At 44.5% G+C, this 16599-nt stretch carries 14 protein-coding genes; 10 read left to right on the forward strand and 4 right to left on the reverse strand.

All coding sequences use genetic code 11. From position 1 onward, the window contains the following. Window positions 1-51 precede the first annotated feature (51 nt). From rpsA to ACQY6I_RS22450, 3 genes are all read left to right on the forward strand, one after another. The gene (gene rpsA, locus ACQY6I_RS22440) at window positions 52-1731 is read left to right on the forward strand and encodes a 30S ribosomal protein S1 (protein WP_428243792.1); all 1680 of its coding nucleotides are present in this window, start codon (window positions 52-54) and stop codon (window positions 1729-1731) included. A 149-nt stretch (window positions 1732-1880) separates the two neighbouring features. Continuing rightward, complete coding sequence (locus ACQY6I_RS22445) at window positions 1881-3482, forward strand: tetratricopeptide repeat protein (protein ID WP_428243794.1); 1602 nt, start codon at window positions 1881-1883, stop codon at window positions 3480-3482. Next, entirely contained in the window at window positions 3479-4162 is a 684-nt protein-coding gene (locus ACQY6I_RS22450) for a sensor histidine kinase (protein ID WP_428243796.1), read from the forward strand. Before ACQY6I_RS22445 ends, ACQY6I_RS22450 begins: the two co-directional genes overlap by 4 nt. Before the next feature lie 85 nt (window positions 4163-4247). Here the strand turns inward: ACQY6I_RS22450 and pckA are convergent, their stop codons facing one another. From pckA to uvrA, 3 genes are all read right to left on the reverse strand, one after another. Then, window positions 4248-5855 (reverse strand): phosphoenolpyruvate carboxykinase (ATP), encoded by a 1608-nt coding sequence (pckA, locus tag ACQY6I_RS22455; RefSeq protein ID WP_428243798.1) that lies wholly within the window; start codon window positions 5853-5855, stop codon window positions 4248-4250. Window positions 5856-6133: 278 nt separating this feature from the next. After that, entirely contained in the window at window positions 6134-6391 is a 258-nt protein-coding gene (locus ACQY6I_RS22460; RefSeq protein WP_428243800.1) for a hypothetical protein, read from the reverse strand. Between the two features lie 157 nt (window positions 6392-6548). Then, the gene (uvrA, locus tag ACQY6I_RS22465) at window positions 6549-9368 is read right to left on the reverse strand and encodes an excinuclease ABC subunit UvrA (protein WP_428243802.1); all 2820 of its coding nucleotides are present in this window, start codon (window positions 9366-9368) and stop codon (window positions 6549-6551) included. Window positions 9369-9546: 178 nt separating this feature from the next. Between uvrA and ACQY6I_RS22470 the strand changes: the two genes are divergently transcribed. The 5 genes from ACQY6I_RS22470 to ACQY6I_RS22490 all read left to right on the forward strand — a co-directional run bounded on the left by ACQY6I_RS22470 (window position 9547) and on the right by ACQY6I_RS22490 (window position 14604). Continuing rightward, the gene (locus ACQY6I_RS22470; RefSeq protein WP_428243804.1) at window positions 9547-10908 is read left to right on the forward strand and encodes an MFS transporter; all 1362 of its coding nucleotides are present in this window, start codon (window positions 9547-9549) and stop codon (window positions 10906-10908) included. Window positions 10909-10937: 29 nt separating this feature from the next. Then, the gene (locus ACQY6I_RS22475) at window positions 10938-11555 is read left to right on the forward strand and encodes a single-stranded DNA-binding protein (RefSeq protein ID WP_428243805.1); all 618 of its coding nucleotides are present in this window, start codon (window positions 10938-10940) and stop codon (window positions 11553-11555) included. Between the two features lie 181 nt (window positions 11556-11736). Next, a complete protein-coding gene (rfbD, locus tag ACQY6I_RS22480) occupies window positions 11737-12621 on the forward strand; it encodes a dTDP-4-dehydrorhamnose reductase (RefSeq protein WP_428243807.1) in 885 nt (294 codons plus the stop codon). Beyond that, complete coding sequence (locus ACQY6I_RS22485) at window positions 12622-13818, forward strand: hypothetical protein (RefSeq protein ID WP_428243809.1); 1197 nt, start codon at window positions 12622-12624, stop codon at window positions 13816-13818. Between the two features lie 123 nt (window positions 13819-13941). After that, window positions 13942-14604: a flagellar brake protein gene (locus ACQY6I_RS22490; RefSeq protein ID WP_428243811.1), complete on the forward strand. Its 663-nt coding sequence runs from the start codon at window positions 13942-13944 to the stop codon at window positions 14602-14604. A gap of 23 nt (window positions 14605-14627) precedes the next feature. Here the strand turns inward: ACQY6I_RS22490 and ACQY6I_RS22495 are convergent, their stop codons facing one another. After that, window positions 14628-15596, reverse strand: coding sequence for a polyprenyl synthetase family protein (locus ACQY6I_RS22495; protein ID WP_428243812.1), 969 nt, complete (start codon window positions 15594-15596; stop codon window positions 14628-14630). Window positions 15597-15859: 263 nt separating this feature from the next. Between ACQY6I_RS22495 and rplU the strand changes: the two genes are divergently transcribed. Together rplU and rpmA are read left to right on the forward strand one after the other, a co-directional pair. Further along, window positions 15860-16171 (forward strand): 50S ribosomal protein L21, encoded by a 312-nt coding sequence (rplU, locus tag ACQY6I_RS22500; protein WP_428243814.1) that lies wholly within the window; start codon window positions 15860-15862, stop codon window positions 16169-16171. A gap of 12 nt (window positions 16172-16183) precedes the next feature. Further along, entirely contained in the window at window positions 16184-16435 is a 252-nt protein-coding gene (gene rpmA, locus ACQY6I_RS22505) for a 50S ribosomal protein L27 (protein WP_044618437.1), read from the forward strand. The last annotated feature ends 164 nt before the right edge of the window (window positions 16436-16599 follow it).

Below are 16599 nucleotides of genomic sequence, written 5' to 3' on the forward strand. Positions count from 1 at the left end.
ATACTGAATTGGATGGCCGTTGATCGAACTTAACATTAGGTAATTGTCGTAATGACTGAATCTTTTGCTGAACTCTTTGAAGAAAGCTTACAAGCCGTTGAAATGGTACCCGGCTCAATCATCACAGGTGTCGTGGTTGATATCGATAGTGATTGGGTGACTATTCACGCCGGTCTAAAATCTGAAGGCGTTGTTCCTCGCAATCAGTTCTTAAATGAAAAAGGTGAACTGGAAGTTCAGGTTGGTGATGAAGTTAAGGTTGCTCTTGAAGCTGTTGAAGACGGTTTCGGTGATACCCGTTTATCGCGCGAAAAAGCCAAGCGTGCTGAATCCTGGTTAGAACTTGAAGCGAAGTTCGAAGAGAATGAAGTCGTTATGGGAATTATTAATGGTAAAGTCAAAGGTGGCTTTACAGTTGATATTAACGCCATTCGTGCGTTCCTGCCTGGGTCACTGGTGGATGTTCGTCCTGTACGGGACACGCTGCACCTTGAAGGTAAGCCGCTTGAGTTCAAAGTCATCAAGTTGGATAAAAAGCGTAATAATGTTGTCGTTTCCCGCCGAGCTGTTCTGGAAGCTGCAAATAGCGCTGAGCGTGATCAATTGCTTGAAAGCCTGGCTGAAGGTCAGAGCGTCAAGGGTATCGTTAAAAATCTGACAGATTACGGCGCGTTTGTAGACTTGGGTGGTGTTGACGGCTTGTTGCACATCACTGATATGGCCTGGAAACGTATCAAGCATCCTTCAGAGATCGTCGCAGTTGGCGATGAGATTGACGTTAAGGTTCTGAAATTTGATCGCGAGCGTAATCGTGTTTCTCTTGGCTTGAAGCAGCTGGGTGAAGATCCATGGGTTGATATCAAAGCTCGTTATCCAGAAGAATCGACCGTTAAGGCTATTGTTACTAACTTAACTGATTACGGTTGTTTCGCTGAGCTGGAAGAAGGTGTTGAAGGTTTGGTTCACGTTTCTGAAATGGATTGGACCAACAAAAATATTCACCCATCCAAAGTTGTTCAGGTTGGTGATGAAATCGAAGTTATGATTCTGGATATCGACGAAGAGCGTCGTCGTATTTCCTTGGGTATCAAACAGACTCAACAGAATCCTTGGGAATCCTTCTCTGGTAAATATCAGAAGGGTGACAAGGTATCTGGTAAGATCAAGTCTATTACTGACTTCGGTATTTTCATCGGTTTGGAAGGCAGCATTGATGGTTTGGTTCACCTGTCTGATATCAGCTGGAACGAAGCTGGTGAAGAAGCCGTTCGTCGTTATAAGAAAGGCGATGAGTTGGAAACCGTTATTCTGTCGATTGATGCTGAACGCGAGCGCATCTCTCTTGGTATCAAGCAGTTGGATATGGATCCATTTGCTGAATATGTGTCTGAGAATGACAAAGGCGCCATTGTTAAAGGCATCGTGAAAGAAGTTGACGCTAAAGGTGCCACGATAACATTAGCTGAAGACGTTGAAGCAACGTTGAAAGCTTCTGAAGTCAGCCGCGACAAAGTGGAAGATGCTCGAAATGTTCTGAATGAAGGTGATGAGGTTGAAGCAAAAATCATCAGCATTGACCGTAAGAATCGTGTTTTGAGCGTCTCTATTAAAGCTAAAGACTCTGAAGATGAGAAAACAGCTTTGCGTGAAATGCGTGAAAAAGAAATGGAAGCTGCAGGTCCAACGACTATTGGTGACCTGATCAAGGCTCAAATGGAAAACAAAAACTAATTGTTTTTCGTTGTAAAAAAACCCAGCCATTGGCTGGGTTTTTTTTGCCTTTAAGAAAACGTTTTAGTGTTAAATGGTCCTTGAGTTTTCTTGCAGCTCTAGAGGGCTGGGCTAACCTTAGAGCAGTGTGTTAATAAATAGGAAAATCAGTGAATCACCGTGTCATTGTGATAGATGATTTCGAAAACGCCCGAAAATCAGCGCGTGCAATGCTGCTTAAAATGGGAGTGAATCAAGTGTTTGAAGCAGCTAGTGCGAAAGAAGCTATGCTGCAAATTCAAAAGAACTTCTTTCATGTTGTGTTGTGTGATTTCAATCTGGGAGCTGGAATGGATGGTCAGCAACTGTTGGAAGAGCTCCGCTACAGTAAAGCCCTCTCTTATCAGACTACATATGTAATGGTTACTGCAGAAACCTCACGAGAGATGGTTATGGGGGCTGTAGAAATTCATCCTGATGATTATCTTGCCAAACCTTATGCATTTGACAGTTTAGCTGCCAGGTGGAAGCGATGGATTCAGCGCAATAAGGATTTGAAAGTTGTTTTGACTGCTCTTGATAATGAAGAGGTTGGGCTGGTTATTGATGAGTGTAACAGGATTATTCAACAAAACCCGCGTTATCGGGCCTGGGCTCAAAAGCTGTTGTCCGAAACTCTCATAAAAACAGAGCAGCTGGCACAGGCGGAGATTTTGTTGAATGAATGGCAATCACGTCGGGAACAACCATGGATATGGCTAGAGTTGGCGCGTATATCGTTTGCTTCCGGTGATTTAACGCAGGCGGAGAGCTATGTTGGCAAAGTCATCGAGTCACATCCGAACTATGCTCAGGCTTACGATTTGCTCGCTGATATATATCGTCGCAAAAATGAGTTGCTGAAACAGTATGAAACATTACAGACCGCTGTAAAGATTTCACCTCGCAATCATAAAAGACAAGATAAGTTGGCAACTATCAGTTATCGCCTTGATGACTTGCAGGTGGCTAGTAAGGCTATCAAGGATGCCATTTCTCTGAAAAACCATACATCATTGCACAATGTTGAGGATTACCAGCGATTTCTTGCGATTCAGGTCGAGTCTTGTTCGTTGGATGATCAGCGATATCGCCGCCACTATGTGGCAGAAATAGCAAATGCTCTCAAGCGTATTCAGGAGGCTTTTCCTGATAAGCCTGAAAGTAAGTTGACAGAAAAGTTCTACAAAATGCAGCTGAAAGTCATTTCTACTCCTGATTTCAAACCCAGTGAAGAGGAAATGAACTCCCTATTTGAGCAGATCAGTAGTGAATTGGAAAACAGCTCTGGTGAGCTGGGGTTAAGTGTTGCTAGTTTTTTTTATGAGCATGGGCATATGGATCAGGCTGACCAGCTGGTTAATCGACTCAGAGTCAAAGATCCTGACAAAGAAGATTTTGTACATCGATTGAATGAGCTTCAGAGTGAACCAATTACCAAGGATTCGCGTAAAGAAGCTGCACGGTTAAATGCTATTGCTAAACGACACTATGAGCAAAAAAATCTGGATAAGGCCATGCAATTTTTTGAGCGGGCTTTGGAAATATCTCCGCGAAATCCAGCATTGATATTGAACTATGTTCAGTGTGTTCTGAAAGCTAAAAGAAATTCTGCTTTTGTTGATAATTCTGACCAGTTGAATGGCTATTTGAATCGTCTTTCATACTTGCACGAAGACAGTCCTCAATATGCACGATACGAAAAATTAAAAAAGCTTATGGAGTCGTCATGAAACCAATTAATTTTGATAAGAATATGGTGTTGGCAGCCATGGCTCATGACATTAAGAATTCATTGGCATTGATTTCTGCTGAGCTTAATACTGTGATTGAGTCTTTGCCGAGTAGTTCGGGAGACACGTCAAAAAACCTGAAGCGTATTCAGTTAGAGACAAATCGAATCAATAGTACACTAATTAATTTATTAGGGATCTACAAAGCGAGTCATGAAAGACTATTGGTGGCGCCGGAAGAGGTTTTGTTGATCGACTTTGTTGACGATATTGTCAATCATTTTAAAACGACTGCAGAGAGTCTTGGTGTTCAACTAACGGTTGAGCTTGAGGACCCTGATTTGACATGGTTTTTCGATCCAATATTAATAGAGAATCTGGTCAAGAATTTAATGTCGAATGCGTTACGTTATACGGCTTCTGTATTGAAAATAGGAGTCTATGTGAAAGATGAGTTGCTCTACTTCAACATTCTGGATGATGGTCATGGTTTTCCGGAAGTGATGCTGAATTGTTTGTCTGACACATATGAGACGGATTTTAAGAATGGCAGTACAGGGTTAGGGCTCTTATTTGCCAATCAAATTGCAGAGATGCATAAAAATAAAGATAAAACAGGGTCTATTGTACTTAGTAATCGAGCTAATGGTGGGGCTGAAATTGTCCTGAAATTGCCTTAGTGTCTTTATAGAGTGGCAATAACTAGAGGCTTGGTAATACCGAGAAAATTACAAGCGCTTCCATGCGCTTGTCAGTATAGATGAACTAGAGTTGGGGACCGGCAGCAACCAGCGCTTTACCTTCATCGTTATCGGTGAATTTTTCAAAATTCTTAGTGAAGCGAGAGGCAAGGTCTTTTGCTTTTTCTTCCCATTGGGACAGATCTGCGTAGGTATCTCTTGGGTCCAGAATTCCAGAATCAACATCATGCAGGGCTGTTGGTATTTCAAGGTTGAAAATTGGCAGAGTTTTGGTTTCCGCATTTTCAATCGATCCATCTAAAATGGCATCGATAATGCCGCGGGTGTCTTTAATGGAAATACGTTTCCCGCTACCGTTCCATCCTGTGTTTACCAAGTATGCTGTAGCACCGGCTGCCTCCATTTTCTTAACCAGTTCCTCACCATATTTGGTTGGATGCAGGGTTAAGAAGGCCGCACCAAAGCAAGCCGAGAATGTTGGGGTTGGTTCAGTGATTCCGCGTTCAGTTCCAGCCAGTTTTGCAGTAAAGCCTGACAAGAAGTGATATTTGGTTTGCTCGGCTGTTAATTTTGAAACAGGTGGCAGAACGCCAAAAGCATCAGCGGTCAGGAAGATCACTTTTTTCGCATGACCTGCTTTGGACACTGGTTTTACGATATTTTCGATATGATAAATAGGGTAAGAAACCCGAGTGTTTTCTGTAACAGAACCGTCGGTGAAATCTATTTTTCCATCAGCATCAACGGTTACGTTTTCTAGTAACGCATCACGCTTGATGGCATTGTAGATATCTGGCTCACTTTCTTTGTCCAGATTAATAGTCTTAGCGTAGCAACCACCTTCGAAGTTAAATACTCCATTATCATCCCAACCATGTTCGTCATCACCAATTAACTTACGTTTTGGGTCAGCAGATAAGGTTGTTTTGCCTGTGCCGGAAAGGCCGAAGAATACTGCCACATCGCCTTCTGCGCCTACGTTGGCGGAACAGTGCATGGAGGCCATACCATCTAAAGGAAGGTAATAGTTCATCATGGCAAACATACCTTTCTTCATTTCACCGCCGTACCAACTTCCTCCAATCACCTGCATTTTTTCAGTCAGGTTAAACAGGGTGAATACTTCAGAGTTGAGACCGTGTTCTTTCCATTTTGGATTGGTGGTTTTTGAACCGTTCATAACAACAAAATCGGGTTCACCAAAATCAGCCAATTGTTCTGGTGTCGGTCTGATGAACATGTTGGTTACAAAATGCGCTTGCCAGGCTACTTCCATGATAAAACGAATTTTCAGGCGAGTATCTTCATTGGCGCCACAAAATGTATCAACAACGAACAGGCGTTTACCCGATAACTGATCAGTGACTGCCTTTTTACAGTCATTCCATACTTCCTGAGTAATGGGTTTGTTATCGTTTTTGGCTTTCTCTGAGTTCCACCAGATGGTGTCTTTAGTAACATCATCCTTAACAATATATTTGTCTTTTGGAGAGCGACCGGTAAATACGCCAGTCATAACATTGACTGCGCCAAGTTCGGTTACCTGGCCTTTTTCATAGCCTTCAAGCTCAGGGTTTGTTTCTTCATTATAAAGCTGGTCATAAGAAGGGTTGTGGACAATTTCAGTAACGTTGCTGATGCCATACTTTGAGAGATCAAGATGATTGGCCATTTCGCGGTTCTCCTAGATATGTAGTCTTGAAATCGAAAAACTCTATAAACCTGAACCGAGTCGGGTCAGGTAGTATTTTTGTTTGTAGTCAGTATGAGCTATTGTCCTGTTAGGTCTCTCAGGTCTTCAGGCCTTTTGAGAACCGCCCATAGAGTTTTTGCTATGGGATAACATCACACGTCATAAGTTAGCTCTCTACAAAAACTGTTAGTAGGTTGTATGACATTATGTTTATCAACCGTCAGCCATTTTGCTGAATCAGTTTGCATACAACCGATCTAAAGACTTTTTGCAAAGGATGAGATTATTTTTGCAGTATTTTCTGATTGATGAAAGGGCATCACAAAAATCTTATTTTCTTTCATCTTTGAGAAAATAATCTCACCGCAGTAATCTTGCCATTTTTGTTGGAACATTACAGATTTTGCGTTTTTCTCTGTTCCATTACTTTTATCAGTGAGTATATAGAATACGTTATGAGGTTGATATTGTGCGGTTTGATGCATATCAACATATTGGCCTAATAAATTCTTCATGCGAAATAATGTAGTTTTATTACAAAATTGTCTTGAAGGTCGGTCAATGGAATGAGGTATGAATACTAAGTGTTTGTAATTTAACTACAGAACGTTTTGGTAGTTGATATACAAATTTTCTCATGGTGAAGGTTTTCACCATGAGAAGCGTATAGTGTCAGGCCATTAATGGCTTTAGAAATTTGCCGGTCAGGCTCTTTTTATGGGAGGCGATTTGGCGAGGCATTCCTGTTGCAATAATTTGTCCCCCTTTACTTCCTCCTTCAGGACCAAGATCTACCACCCAGTCTGCAGTTTTAATTACATCCAGATTATGTTCGATGACGACAATAGTGTTGCCATGATCTCTCAGCCGATGCAGAACATCCAGCAATTGCTGAATATCATGAAAGTGAAGCCCGGTAGTTGGTTCATCCAGAATGTACAAAGTGTTGCCTGTGTCTCGTTTTGATAATTCACGAGCCAGTTTGACGCGTTGCGCTTCGCCACCTGAAAGTGTCGTGGCGCTTTGACCCAGTTTGACATAGCTTAAACCCACATCAACCAAGGTCTGTAGTTTTCGGTTCAATTGGGGGATGGAATCAAAAAATTCACGCGCTTCCTCAACCGTCATATCTAAACACTCGTGAATGTTTTTTCCCTTATATTTTATTTCCAGGGTTTCTCTGTTATAGCGTTTTCCCTGACACACATCGCAAGGCACATAAATGTCCGCAAGGAAATGCATTTCGACTTTAATCATGCCGTCACCCTGACAGGCTTCACAACGTCCTCCTTTTACGTTGAAGCTGAAACGCCCTGCTTTGTAGCCTCTGGACCTGGCTTCTTGTGTTCCAGTGAACAGGTCTCGTATGGCTGTAAAGATTCCTGTATAAGTGGCAGGGTTTGATCTTGGTGTGCGACCTATCGGGCTCTGATCTATATCGACGACTTTATCAAAGAGTTCCAGGCCCTCTACGGATTGATGAGGGCTTGCAGTGAGGGTGGTGGCATTGTTGAGCGCTGTTGCTGCAACAGGGTAAAGGGTATTGTTAATAAGAGTCGATTTGCCAGAACCAGAGACGCCGGTGACGCAGGTGAATAGTCCTACAGGAATCTCCAGGTTGACATGCTGGAGGTTGTTGCCGGAAGCGCCATTGACCCGCAATAGTTTGGACTTATCAAACGGGACCGTTTTTTCCGGTATGATGATTTTTCGTTTGCCAGAGAGGTATTGTCCAGTAAGGGATTTTTTTGAGCGCATGATCTGCGTGGGAGTTCCACTGGCAATGACTTCACCACCGTGAACTCCGGCTCCTGGGCCAATATCCAAGACAAAATCTGCACTGCGAATTGCATCTTCATCGTGTTCTACTACGAGTACTGTATTGCCTAGATCGCGTAAATGAACCAGCGTTTTGAGCAGGCGCTCATTATCCCTTTGATGAAGTCCTATGGAAGGTTCGTCCAGAATATACATAACACCTACAAGCCCAGCGCCAATTTGACTGGCGAGTCGAATGCGCTGGGTCTCGCCACCGGATAATGTGTCTGCTGAACGATCAAGTGATAAGTATTCAAGACCGACGTTCACCAGAAACTCCAGTCGCTGACGAATCTCTTTGAGAATTTTTTCGGCAATGTCTCCTTTTCTGCCCGACAGCTTGAGTGAACCAAAATATTGCTCGGCGTCGGCAATAGGCAGGCTTACCAGTTGTGGTAGCGTTTTGTTGTCTACAAATACATGGCGGCTGGCTTGTTTCAGACGGGTTCCTGAGCAACTTGGGCACGGTTGCTCGGCCAGGTATTTGGCCAGATCTTCACGTACCATCTGGCTTTCTGTCTCGTGATAGCGCCGTTCCATGTTTGGAATGACACCCTCAAACGAGTGGGATCGTTTGATGACATCTCCGCGGCTATTAACGTAGGAAAAAACAATTTCTTCACCAGTGCCATTCAAAACGGCATTCTGGAATTTTTTCCCAAGTTTCTTCCAGGGTAAATCGATATCGACCTTGTAATGTTGAGCGACTGATTCAAGCTGAGAGAAATAATACACGCTACGTCTGTCCCAGCCTGGAATTGCACCTTCTGCAAGGCTGCGATCTTCGTCAAAAACCACCTTCTTAATATCAAAATATTGTTTGACCCCTAATCCATCACAGCTCTCGCAGGCACCAGCAGGATTGTTAAAGGAAAACATTCGGGGTTCCAGTTCGGGAATAGCATAACCGCATATTGGACAGGCAAATTTGGAGGAAAAAATCAGGTCTTCCCCCTGACCCTCCATGTAACTTACCAGTGCCGTTCCATCAGCTAGTTCCAAACAGGTTTCCAAAGACTCGGCCAGGCGCTGTTGAATATCTGAACGGACTTTAAACCGGTCGATAACCGCTTCAATCTTGTGTTTTTTTCGCTTATCGAGACTCGGGGCTTCATCAAGGTCACAAATCACACCATTAATCCTTACTCGAACAAACCCCTGTTGTCGCAGCTCGTGGAATACATGCAGATGTTCACCTTTTCGGTCTTTAACCAGGGGTGCCAGTAGCATGAGCTTGGTGCCTTCAGGCAGAGCGAGTATCTGATCCACCATCTGAGAAACGGTCTGTGCTTCCAGCGGTTCATTATGATCGGGACATCTTGGTTCACCCGTCCGGGCAAACAGCAGACGAAGGTAATCGTATATTTCGGTTGTGGTGCCAACGGTGGAGCGTGGATTGTGGCTGGTGGTCTTCTGCTCAATTGAGATGGCAGGACTGAGGCCCTCAATGTGATCGACGTCGGGTTTTTCCATCATAGATAAAAACTGACGGGCATAGGTTGAGAGTGATTCAACGTAACGCCTCTGACCTTCGGCATATAAAGTGTCAAAAGCCAGCGAAGATTTGCCAGAGCCTGACAGGCCGGTAATCACAACCAGTTTGTCTCTGGGTATTTCGACATTGATGTTTTTCAGATTATGAGTGCGGGCACCCTCTACGACGATCTTGTCCATGAAAACCCTGTTGACCTCGAATAAAACGGATTGGTTATTTTACTGTAAGAATATACATATCTCTACTGAAAAAAAATCAAAAACAGGTGCGTAAATAATGGTCAAATACTATAAACTGCGCGGGTTTTTGATCTTATGCTAGTCAGTATTATGTTTTTAAAGAGTACAGTGAGTCGTAATGAATAAACAGGAACGAACCGCAGTATTGGCGTTAACCGGGGTTTATGTGGTCCGTATGCTTGGGCTGTTCATGATTTTGCCAATTATGATGACCTTTGGTACAGAACTTAAAGGAGCTACTCCTGAGTTGTTGGGAATAGCTCTGGGGATTTATGGCATTTCCCAGGCGTTGTTGCAGGTACCGCTTGGATGGTTGTCAGATCGGATTGGGCGTAAGAAAGTAATTGTTTCCGGCTTGTGTTTGTTTGCATTAGGGAGTGTTGTGGCAGCGTTTGCTCAGGATATTCAGTGGATAATTCTAGGGCGCTGTTTACAGGGTGCTGGAGCGATTGCCAGTTCAACAATGGCTTTGCTGACGGATCTGGTCAGGGAGGAGCACCGTACTAAAGCGATGGCCGCTGTAGGGATTAGCATCGGGTTGTCTTTTACTGTGGCGATGATGCTCGGGCCTTGGCTGGCGACTTGGTTTGGGTTGCAAGGGGTTTTTGCAGCGACCTTTCTGCTGGCATTAGTAGCAATTTTTCTGGTCGTAAAAGTAGTTCCTAATCCGGAACATCAGGGGCGACCTGTTGTTGTGGATCACTTTTTTAAAGCAGCTTTACGGGTGAGTCGTAACCCTAATTTGCTAAGGCTGGATGCAGGGGTGTTCATTTTGCATATGGGGATGATGTCAACGTTCATCATTGTACCTGTCATGCTTGAGCATGCTGGTCTGGCGGCACAATCCCATGGCTGGTTGTATATGCCTGTAATGATTCTGGCCTTTTTTCTGATGGTGCCTTTTATGATTCTGGCTGAAAAGAAAAACCAGATGGTGCGAATATTCAGCCTGTCCATCCTGTTGCTTTTGATTTCAGAAGTTTCTCTTTTAACACCAGCAGGAAGCCACTGGCTGACTATAGGCACTTTGCTGGTACTGTATTTTATCGCTTTCAATTTTCTGGAAGCGGCGATGCCAAGCCTGATTTCACGTATTTGCGCAGCGGAATCAAAAGGAACTGCTTTGGGAGTTTTCAATACCAGTCAGTTTCTGGGAGCCGCAATAGGTGGTATGTTGGGAGGGCTGGTATATAGTGTTTGGCACAAACAAGGGGTCATCATCATGTCCTCTGGAATGCTTGTGTTGTGGTACTTCATCAGCCTTGGTCAGGAGGTTCCAGCGCGTCTTGTCAGTCTGACTTTGGACTTAAGTGACTGGCATGAAGAGTACTGGACATCACTGCAGGCAACGCTTCTGGCATTGAAAGGTGTTGAGACCGTGAGTCTTGAAGCCAAAAGTAGGAAAGTGCTGGTAAAATTCCGCCAGACAGAAATCAGCGAAAATGACATTCGACAAGTATTGAATCGTCAGGCAGCATAATTATTGAAAAATCAAGTTAGGAAAGTTAGATGGCCAAAGGTACCGTAAACAAAGTTATTATCCTCGGGAGATTGGGACAGGATCCGGATGTCCGTGCCACAGCCGGTGGTACGCAGGTTGTGACTCTCAATGTCGCGACTAATGAGTTGGGGCCCAAAAATGAAATGGGTATGCGTCAGGATGTGACAGAGTGGCATCGTTGCGTGTTGTTTGGTCGTACTGCTGAAATAGCTGCGCAGTATTTGCGTAAAGGAAGTCAGGTTTATCTTGAAGGTCGTTTGCAGACCCGAAAATGGCAGGATCAAAATGGCCAGGATCGGTATACCACGGAAATTGTTGCGAATGAAATGCAGCTAATGGGAGGCCGTGATAATGCAGACCAGTCTTCCTCATACTCTGCCGGCGGTAATCCCAATATGGCCTCGCCACAGCAACCTCAGGCTCCCCAGCAGGGTGGCGGCTATGGGAATTATCCTAATCAACCGTCAACTAGTGCTGGTGGTGGGTACGGTCAACAACCCGCATCGCCTCAACAAGGAGGGCATCAAGCCCCGCCTCAGCAGCAGCCGTATCGTCAACAACCTGCACCACAGCAGCCCCAGCAGCCGACAGGTTTTGATGATTTTGATGATGACATCCCGTTCTGACGGTATATTTCAAAGCGATGAAGAGGTTTTTGCATTCAGTAAATAACCTCTTCAGGCATGTTTTTGTATAAGTGATTGCTGTTTTCCTGGATAGATAGGGCAGCTATCACGGGTGGAATGCATTCTGGCCCTGAATAAAGCTCAGGTCGGGTGAGTGTTGGAATATCTGGATGTCAATTAAGTGAAATATCTGATCACTGGTGCTGAGGGGCAGCTGGGAAGGGCGGTTAAAAGTTACGCCCGTTTCAGAGGCTATGAGACCCTGGCAATGGAATTCAGCCAGCTGGATATTTGTGCGGTTGATCAGGTTTTAAGAGTTGTCAAAGAATACCGGCCTGATTTTATTATTAACTGTGCGGCATATACCAGAATAGAGTCGGCTGAATTGGAAGCAGAACGCTGTCAGGCTGTTAATGCTGATGCAGTAAGAGTGCTGGCAACGGTTTGTAAGCAATTTGATATAGAGCTGATTCATTTATCTTCTGACCATGTATTTTCCGGTACAAAAGTCGGACAGTATTGTGAAGAGGATGAGCCGGATCCGGTCAGTGTTTATGGTCGTAGCAAGTTGCTAGGAGAGCAGTATCTACGATCAGAATGGTCTAAGCATGTCATTGTGAGATCGAGTTGGGTCTTTGGCGAGTACGGAAACAATTTTTTTTCCAGGTTACTGGAGGCTACAAAAAGCAATAGTGAGTTGCGAGTCCCCACCGACCAGCATGGTTGCCCTACTTATAGTCATGACCTTGCCGTTGTTTTGGTTGCAATTACTGAACAGTTGAGTTGTAAAACCACAGACCGGCTTTGGGGGACCTATCACTATTGTGGTTATGATTCCACCACTTGGCATAAGCTTGCCTTATATATATTGCAGGAAAACTCGCGTTTCACTGATACTGTTGCTGTCGGTGTCGTACCGGTCGCGGGTGAAGAGAACTTTCAGCGACCGAATAGCGTCTTGAATTGCCAAAAAATACTGAATAGTTTCGGTATTAAGCAGCGCCCATGGAAAAATGGGATTCTTAAGAGTCTTAAGGCATATTATGTAGATCAGGTTGTTGATTAGATGCGTAGATTTTTGAAGACCAGCCTTTTTTTGATCTTAATTGTTATGGGGCTACTGGTTGCCTTAGGTCTATGGGTCTCAGATGCTCGAGCCGTCGTTCAGACCAAGCCGGCATTAAATTTTTCCGATCTTAAGCGCATGCAGGCTCTGTGGGAGAAGTATCAGCCAGGTCATTTGAAAACCGGCAGTCGTTATGTTCTAGATCTTACGGAACGTGAATTGAACCTTGCGCTGGCCTTGCTTCTGGCTCAGTACGGTGTTGATGAAAATCTCAATATTCGGGTTGAGTCTACAGAGATCGGGGTCGTAACTCATTTATCCTACCCTATTTTTTCCAGTACATTTCGATATCTCAATCTGGATGTTGTCTGGCAAGTTATTCCTGGAGAATTTCCGGCTGTTACCAGTATATCTTTATCAGATCTTTCTCTGCCCAATGCAGTTGTCCGTTATGTTAATCGACTCATAAAACATCGGGTTCCCGAGTCTGTCCAGGATCAGTGGCAGAAGGTGCGATTGAGTATTGTGCCGACATCCCAGGGAGTCAGTATTGGTCTAACATGGTTTCCATTATTGAGTGAGCAGTTAACGACTTTTGATACCACTCAGGAACAGGTGAAAGCTTCAAAATTTCTTAAGGTAATTCATCAGGTAAATACGCGGTTTGAAGATCGTTCGGAAATAGCAGAATGGTTGGCTGCTGTGATTGAAGCTGCCAGGCCGGGATCTGAAGACTTGAAGGTGTTTTTGACCGTAATTGCTCAATATGTTGCTGGGAACTCGGTGAACAGCTTGTTTGATCTGAAAATCCAGGACCCTCCTGCTATTCGTTTTTATCTGTCTGGCCATCGTGATTTGGCGAGGCATTTTGTATTTTCTGCATTATTGGCGGCACAAACCACTGCTGATTCGGCCAAGCAGGTTGGTTTGTTTAAAGAGCTTTCTGATTCTGATAACAAGGATTCTGGTTATTCCGGTATAGATTTGCTGGCTAATCAGGCTGGGATCTCTTTCTATCTGTTGTTGGTTAAGGCGATTGAGTCAGATCGGCTTGAACAGTTTGTGGAGAATTTGAAAAACAAACCAGTGATGCTTGATAAGGATGCACTTAGGGCATTAGATAGTGAGCCCAGAGAGTTCTGGAGTCAGTCCAGGATAGATGAATTATTAGCAAGTATTCCTTTTTTCGATAAATAAATGACTCAAGTAACCGCAGAGTCGCCAGATAAATTTTATTTAGTCTGGTAATTGGTAATATATCGGCTAGGGTGTTAATACTATTATTTCGGTTGTTAAAGCTGTCGCCTGTGAAATGCGCCCATGGACTTACAAAAACTTCAAATTCCCCACGGTATCAGATTAAACATAGAGTTAACGTCTAACCCCGGACAGAAATATCAGTCGAGGATGATTGGTTATCTTCATGGAAAAACGGTTATCATCACAACTCCCATGCTTGCAAATGATCGGCCATTGCTGCTCAGAAAGGATCAAGAGGTAGTGGTTCGGTTTTTTTCCAACAAGAATGCCTGTGCGTTCAAGACTCAGGTTAAACACATTTGCACCACACCCTATAACTATCTGCATCTATCATATCCGCCCACTGTGGAGGTCGGAGAAATCAGAAAGGCAGAGCGGGTGCTTGCGAAAATCAGCGTCTCAGTTGTGAATCGAAGCCAGCCGGATTATGAGGCAGTGAATGGTGCTGTCGTGGACATCAGCACAACCGGGGCAAAGCTTGAGACTGTAGCGCCAGCTGCCCACCCTGGGGACATATTGTTGCTTACAACCAAGTTAAGAGTTGGTCACGTATCCAGAGTAGTCCATTGGGAGGCTCGTGTAGTGGCGGAGCTGGACCGTTTCGAAATGGCGAATAGTGTTGCGGCTTACGGGCTGGAGTTTTGTGAGTTGACTGAATTGGACTATCTTGCGTTGCACGGATTTGTCTATGGGCAGATGGTCAGGGGGCATACCGTAGGATAGTTAAGCCCCCAATTATATGTGACTTAGTTTTTTCGTTGCACTGCAATGTGGGCGATTGCTTCAAGGCAGTCACGGTATATGGAAGAAGGCATGACCTTAAGGTGCCTGATCGCTTTTTTGGATTTGCTCTCAGCCAGTTCAATACAGTATTCCAGGGCGCCAGAGTCTCTGACTGCGCCAACAATCGGTTCCAGATGATCTCTGCTGGCATTGCTTATGGCATCTGCAATAAGGCTTCGTTGCTCTGGTGACCCAAACTCCATGGCTTTGATCAACGGCAGGGTTGGTTTGCCCTCTGCTAGATCATCGCCAACATTTTTACCCAGCTCATCGGCGTTGCCGATGTAATCAAGCACATCATCGATAATCTGAAAAGCCATTCCCAGTTCCAGGCCATAAATCTGCATGCTGTTTTGAAGTTCGGGGTTGTGACCGCCCAGGAAACTGGCTCCGAGGCTGGAGGCTTCAAACAGCGTTGCCGTCTTGCCGTGAATGACTTTTAGATAGTCCTCTTCTGTTGTTTCTGGCTTGCCTACATTTATCAGTTGTAGAACCTCACCTTCGGCAATAATGCTGGTTGCTTTCGAAATGGTGGCCATAATATCCATGTCACCAACATGTACCAGGTTTTCAAATGCTCTCGAGTACAGAAAATCACCAACCAGAACACTGGGGGCATTTCCCCATTTTGCATTAGCTGTGGGCCTTCCGCGTCGTAAGTCGGAGGTATCGACAACATCGTCATGTAGCAGTGTGGCTGTGTGAATGAACTCGATCAATGTAGCCAGTTTGATATGTTTATTTCCTTGATAAGCACTGGCTTTGGCAACCAGTAGCACAATAAGCGGACGCAGGCGTTTACCTCCGCTGGAAATAATATATTCTGCTATTTTCTCTATGAGAGGAACCCGGGAATCCAGCATCCTGAGCACTTCATGATCAACGGCCTGGAAGTCATCCTGGACCGTTGCGATAATTTGTTTTAGATCCATTGGGTACGTTTTCTGACTGCGGTAGCGGCGGATGCTAAGTGCAGGTGATAGACCCGTCAAGCCGCTTGCGAGTATTAATAGTGAAATGGTCTCTAGTCGCTTGCTAACGCAGGCTGCTTTCAGTAGAATCGCGCGTCCTGGATTTCCAGCTCAAACATGTTCCCTGCCATAGGGTGCCACAGCGTAGGCAAGGCCTTTAGAAGCAGGTTTTAAGTAACGGAACAACTGGTCCAGGTTTGATTCATTTATAAGAGAGAATGTCCATGTACGCTGTAATCGTATCTGGCGGTAAGCAATACCGTGTAGAAGAAGGCCAGCGCCTTAAGCTGGAGAAAATTGAAGCCGAAACCGGCAAGTCAATTGATTTTGACAAAGTGCTTATGGTTGCCGATGGTGAAAAAATAAATATCGGTCAGCCTGTTGTTGAAGGTGCCAAGGTGACTGCTGAGGTGCTTTCCCAGGGGCGTCATAAGAAAGTTAAGATTCTTAAGTTCAAGCGCCGTAAGCATCAAATGAAACAGATGGGCCACCGTCAGTGGTACACTGAAGTTAAAATTACTGGTATCAAAGGTTAAGGAGACAGTTCAATGGCTCACAAGAAGGCTGGTGGTAGTACCCGTAACGGTCGTGATTCAGAAAGTAAGCGTCTTGGCGTTAAAATATTTGGTGGCCAGACTGTTGTTGGCGGTAATATCATCGTTCGTCAGCGTGGTTCTGAGTTCCATGCAGGTAAAAACACTCGTTTAGGTCGTGATTTCACTTTGTTTGCAACAGCAGATGGTGTTGTTCAGTACACAGTAAGAAATAACAAGCGGGTTGTGAATGTAGTTCCCGCCTAATCGGGATGATTCTGTATTAAAGCTCTGCTATGGCAGGGCTTTTTTCGTTTTTGCGCTATTGTTTTAATGATTGCCTGTTAATTGTAAGTTGCCACTTTTGACTGTAAAGGGCTGCGCCTCGATATCCCCTCTGTGTTATTGCGCATCGCCGCTCCCTCAAGAAT

The organism is Gynuella sp., from assembly GCF_050297175.1.
In the GTDB taxonomy this organism is placed as follows: Bacteria; Pseudomonadota; Gammaproteobacteria; order Pseudomonadales; family Natronospirillaceae; genus Gynuella.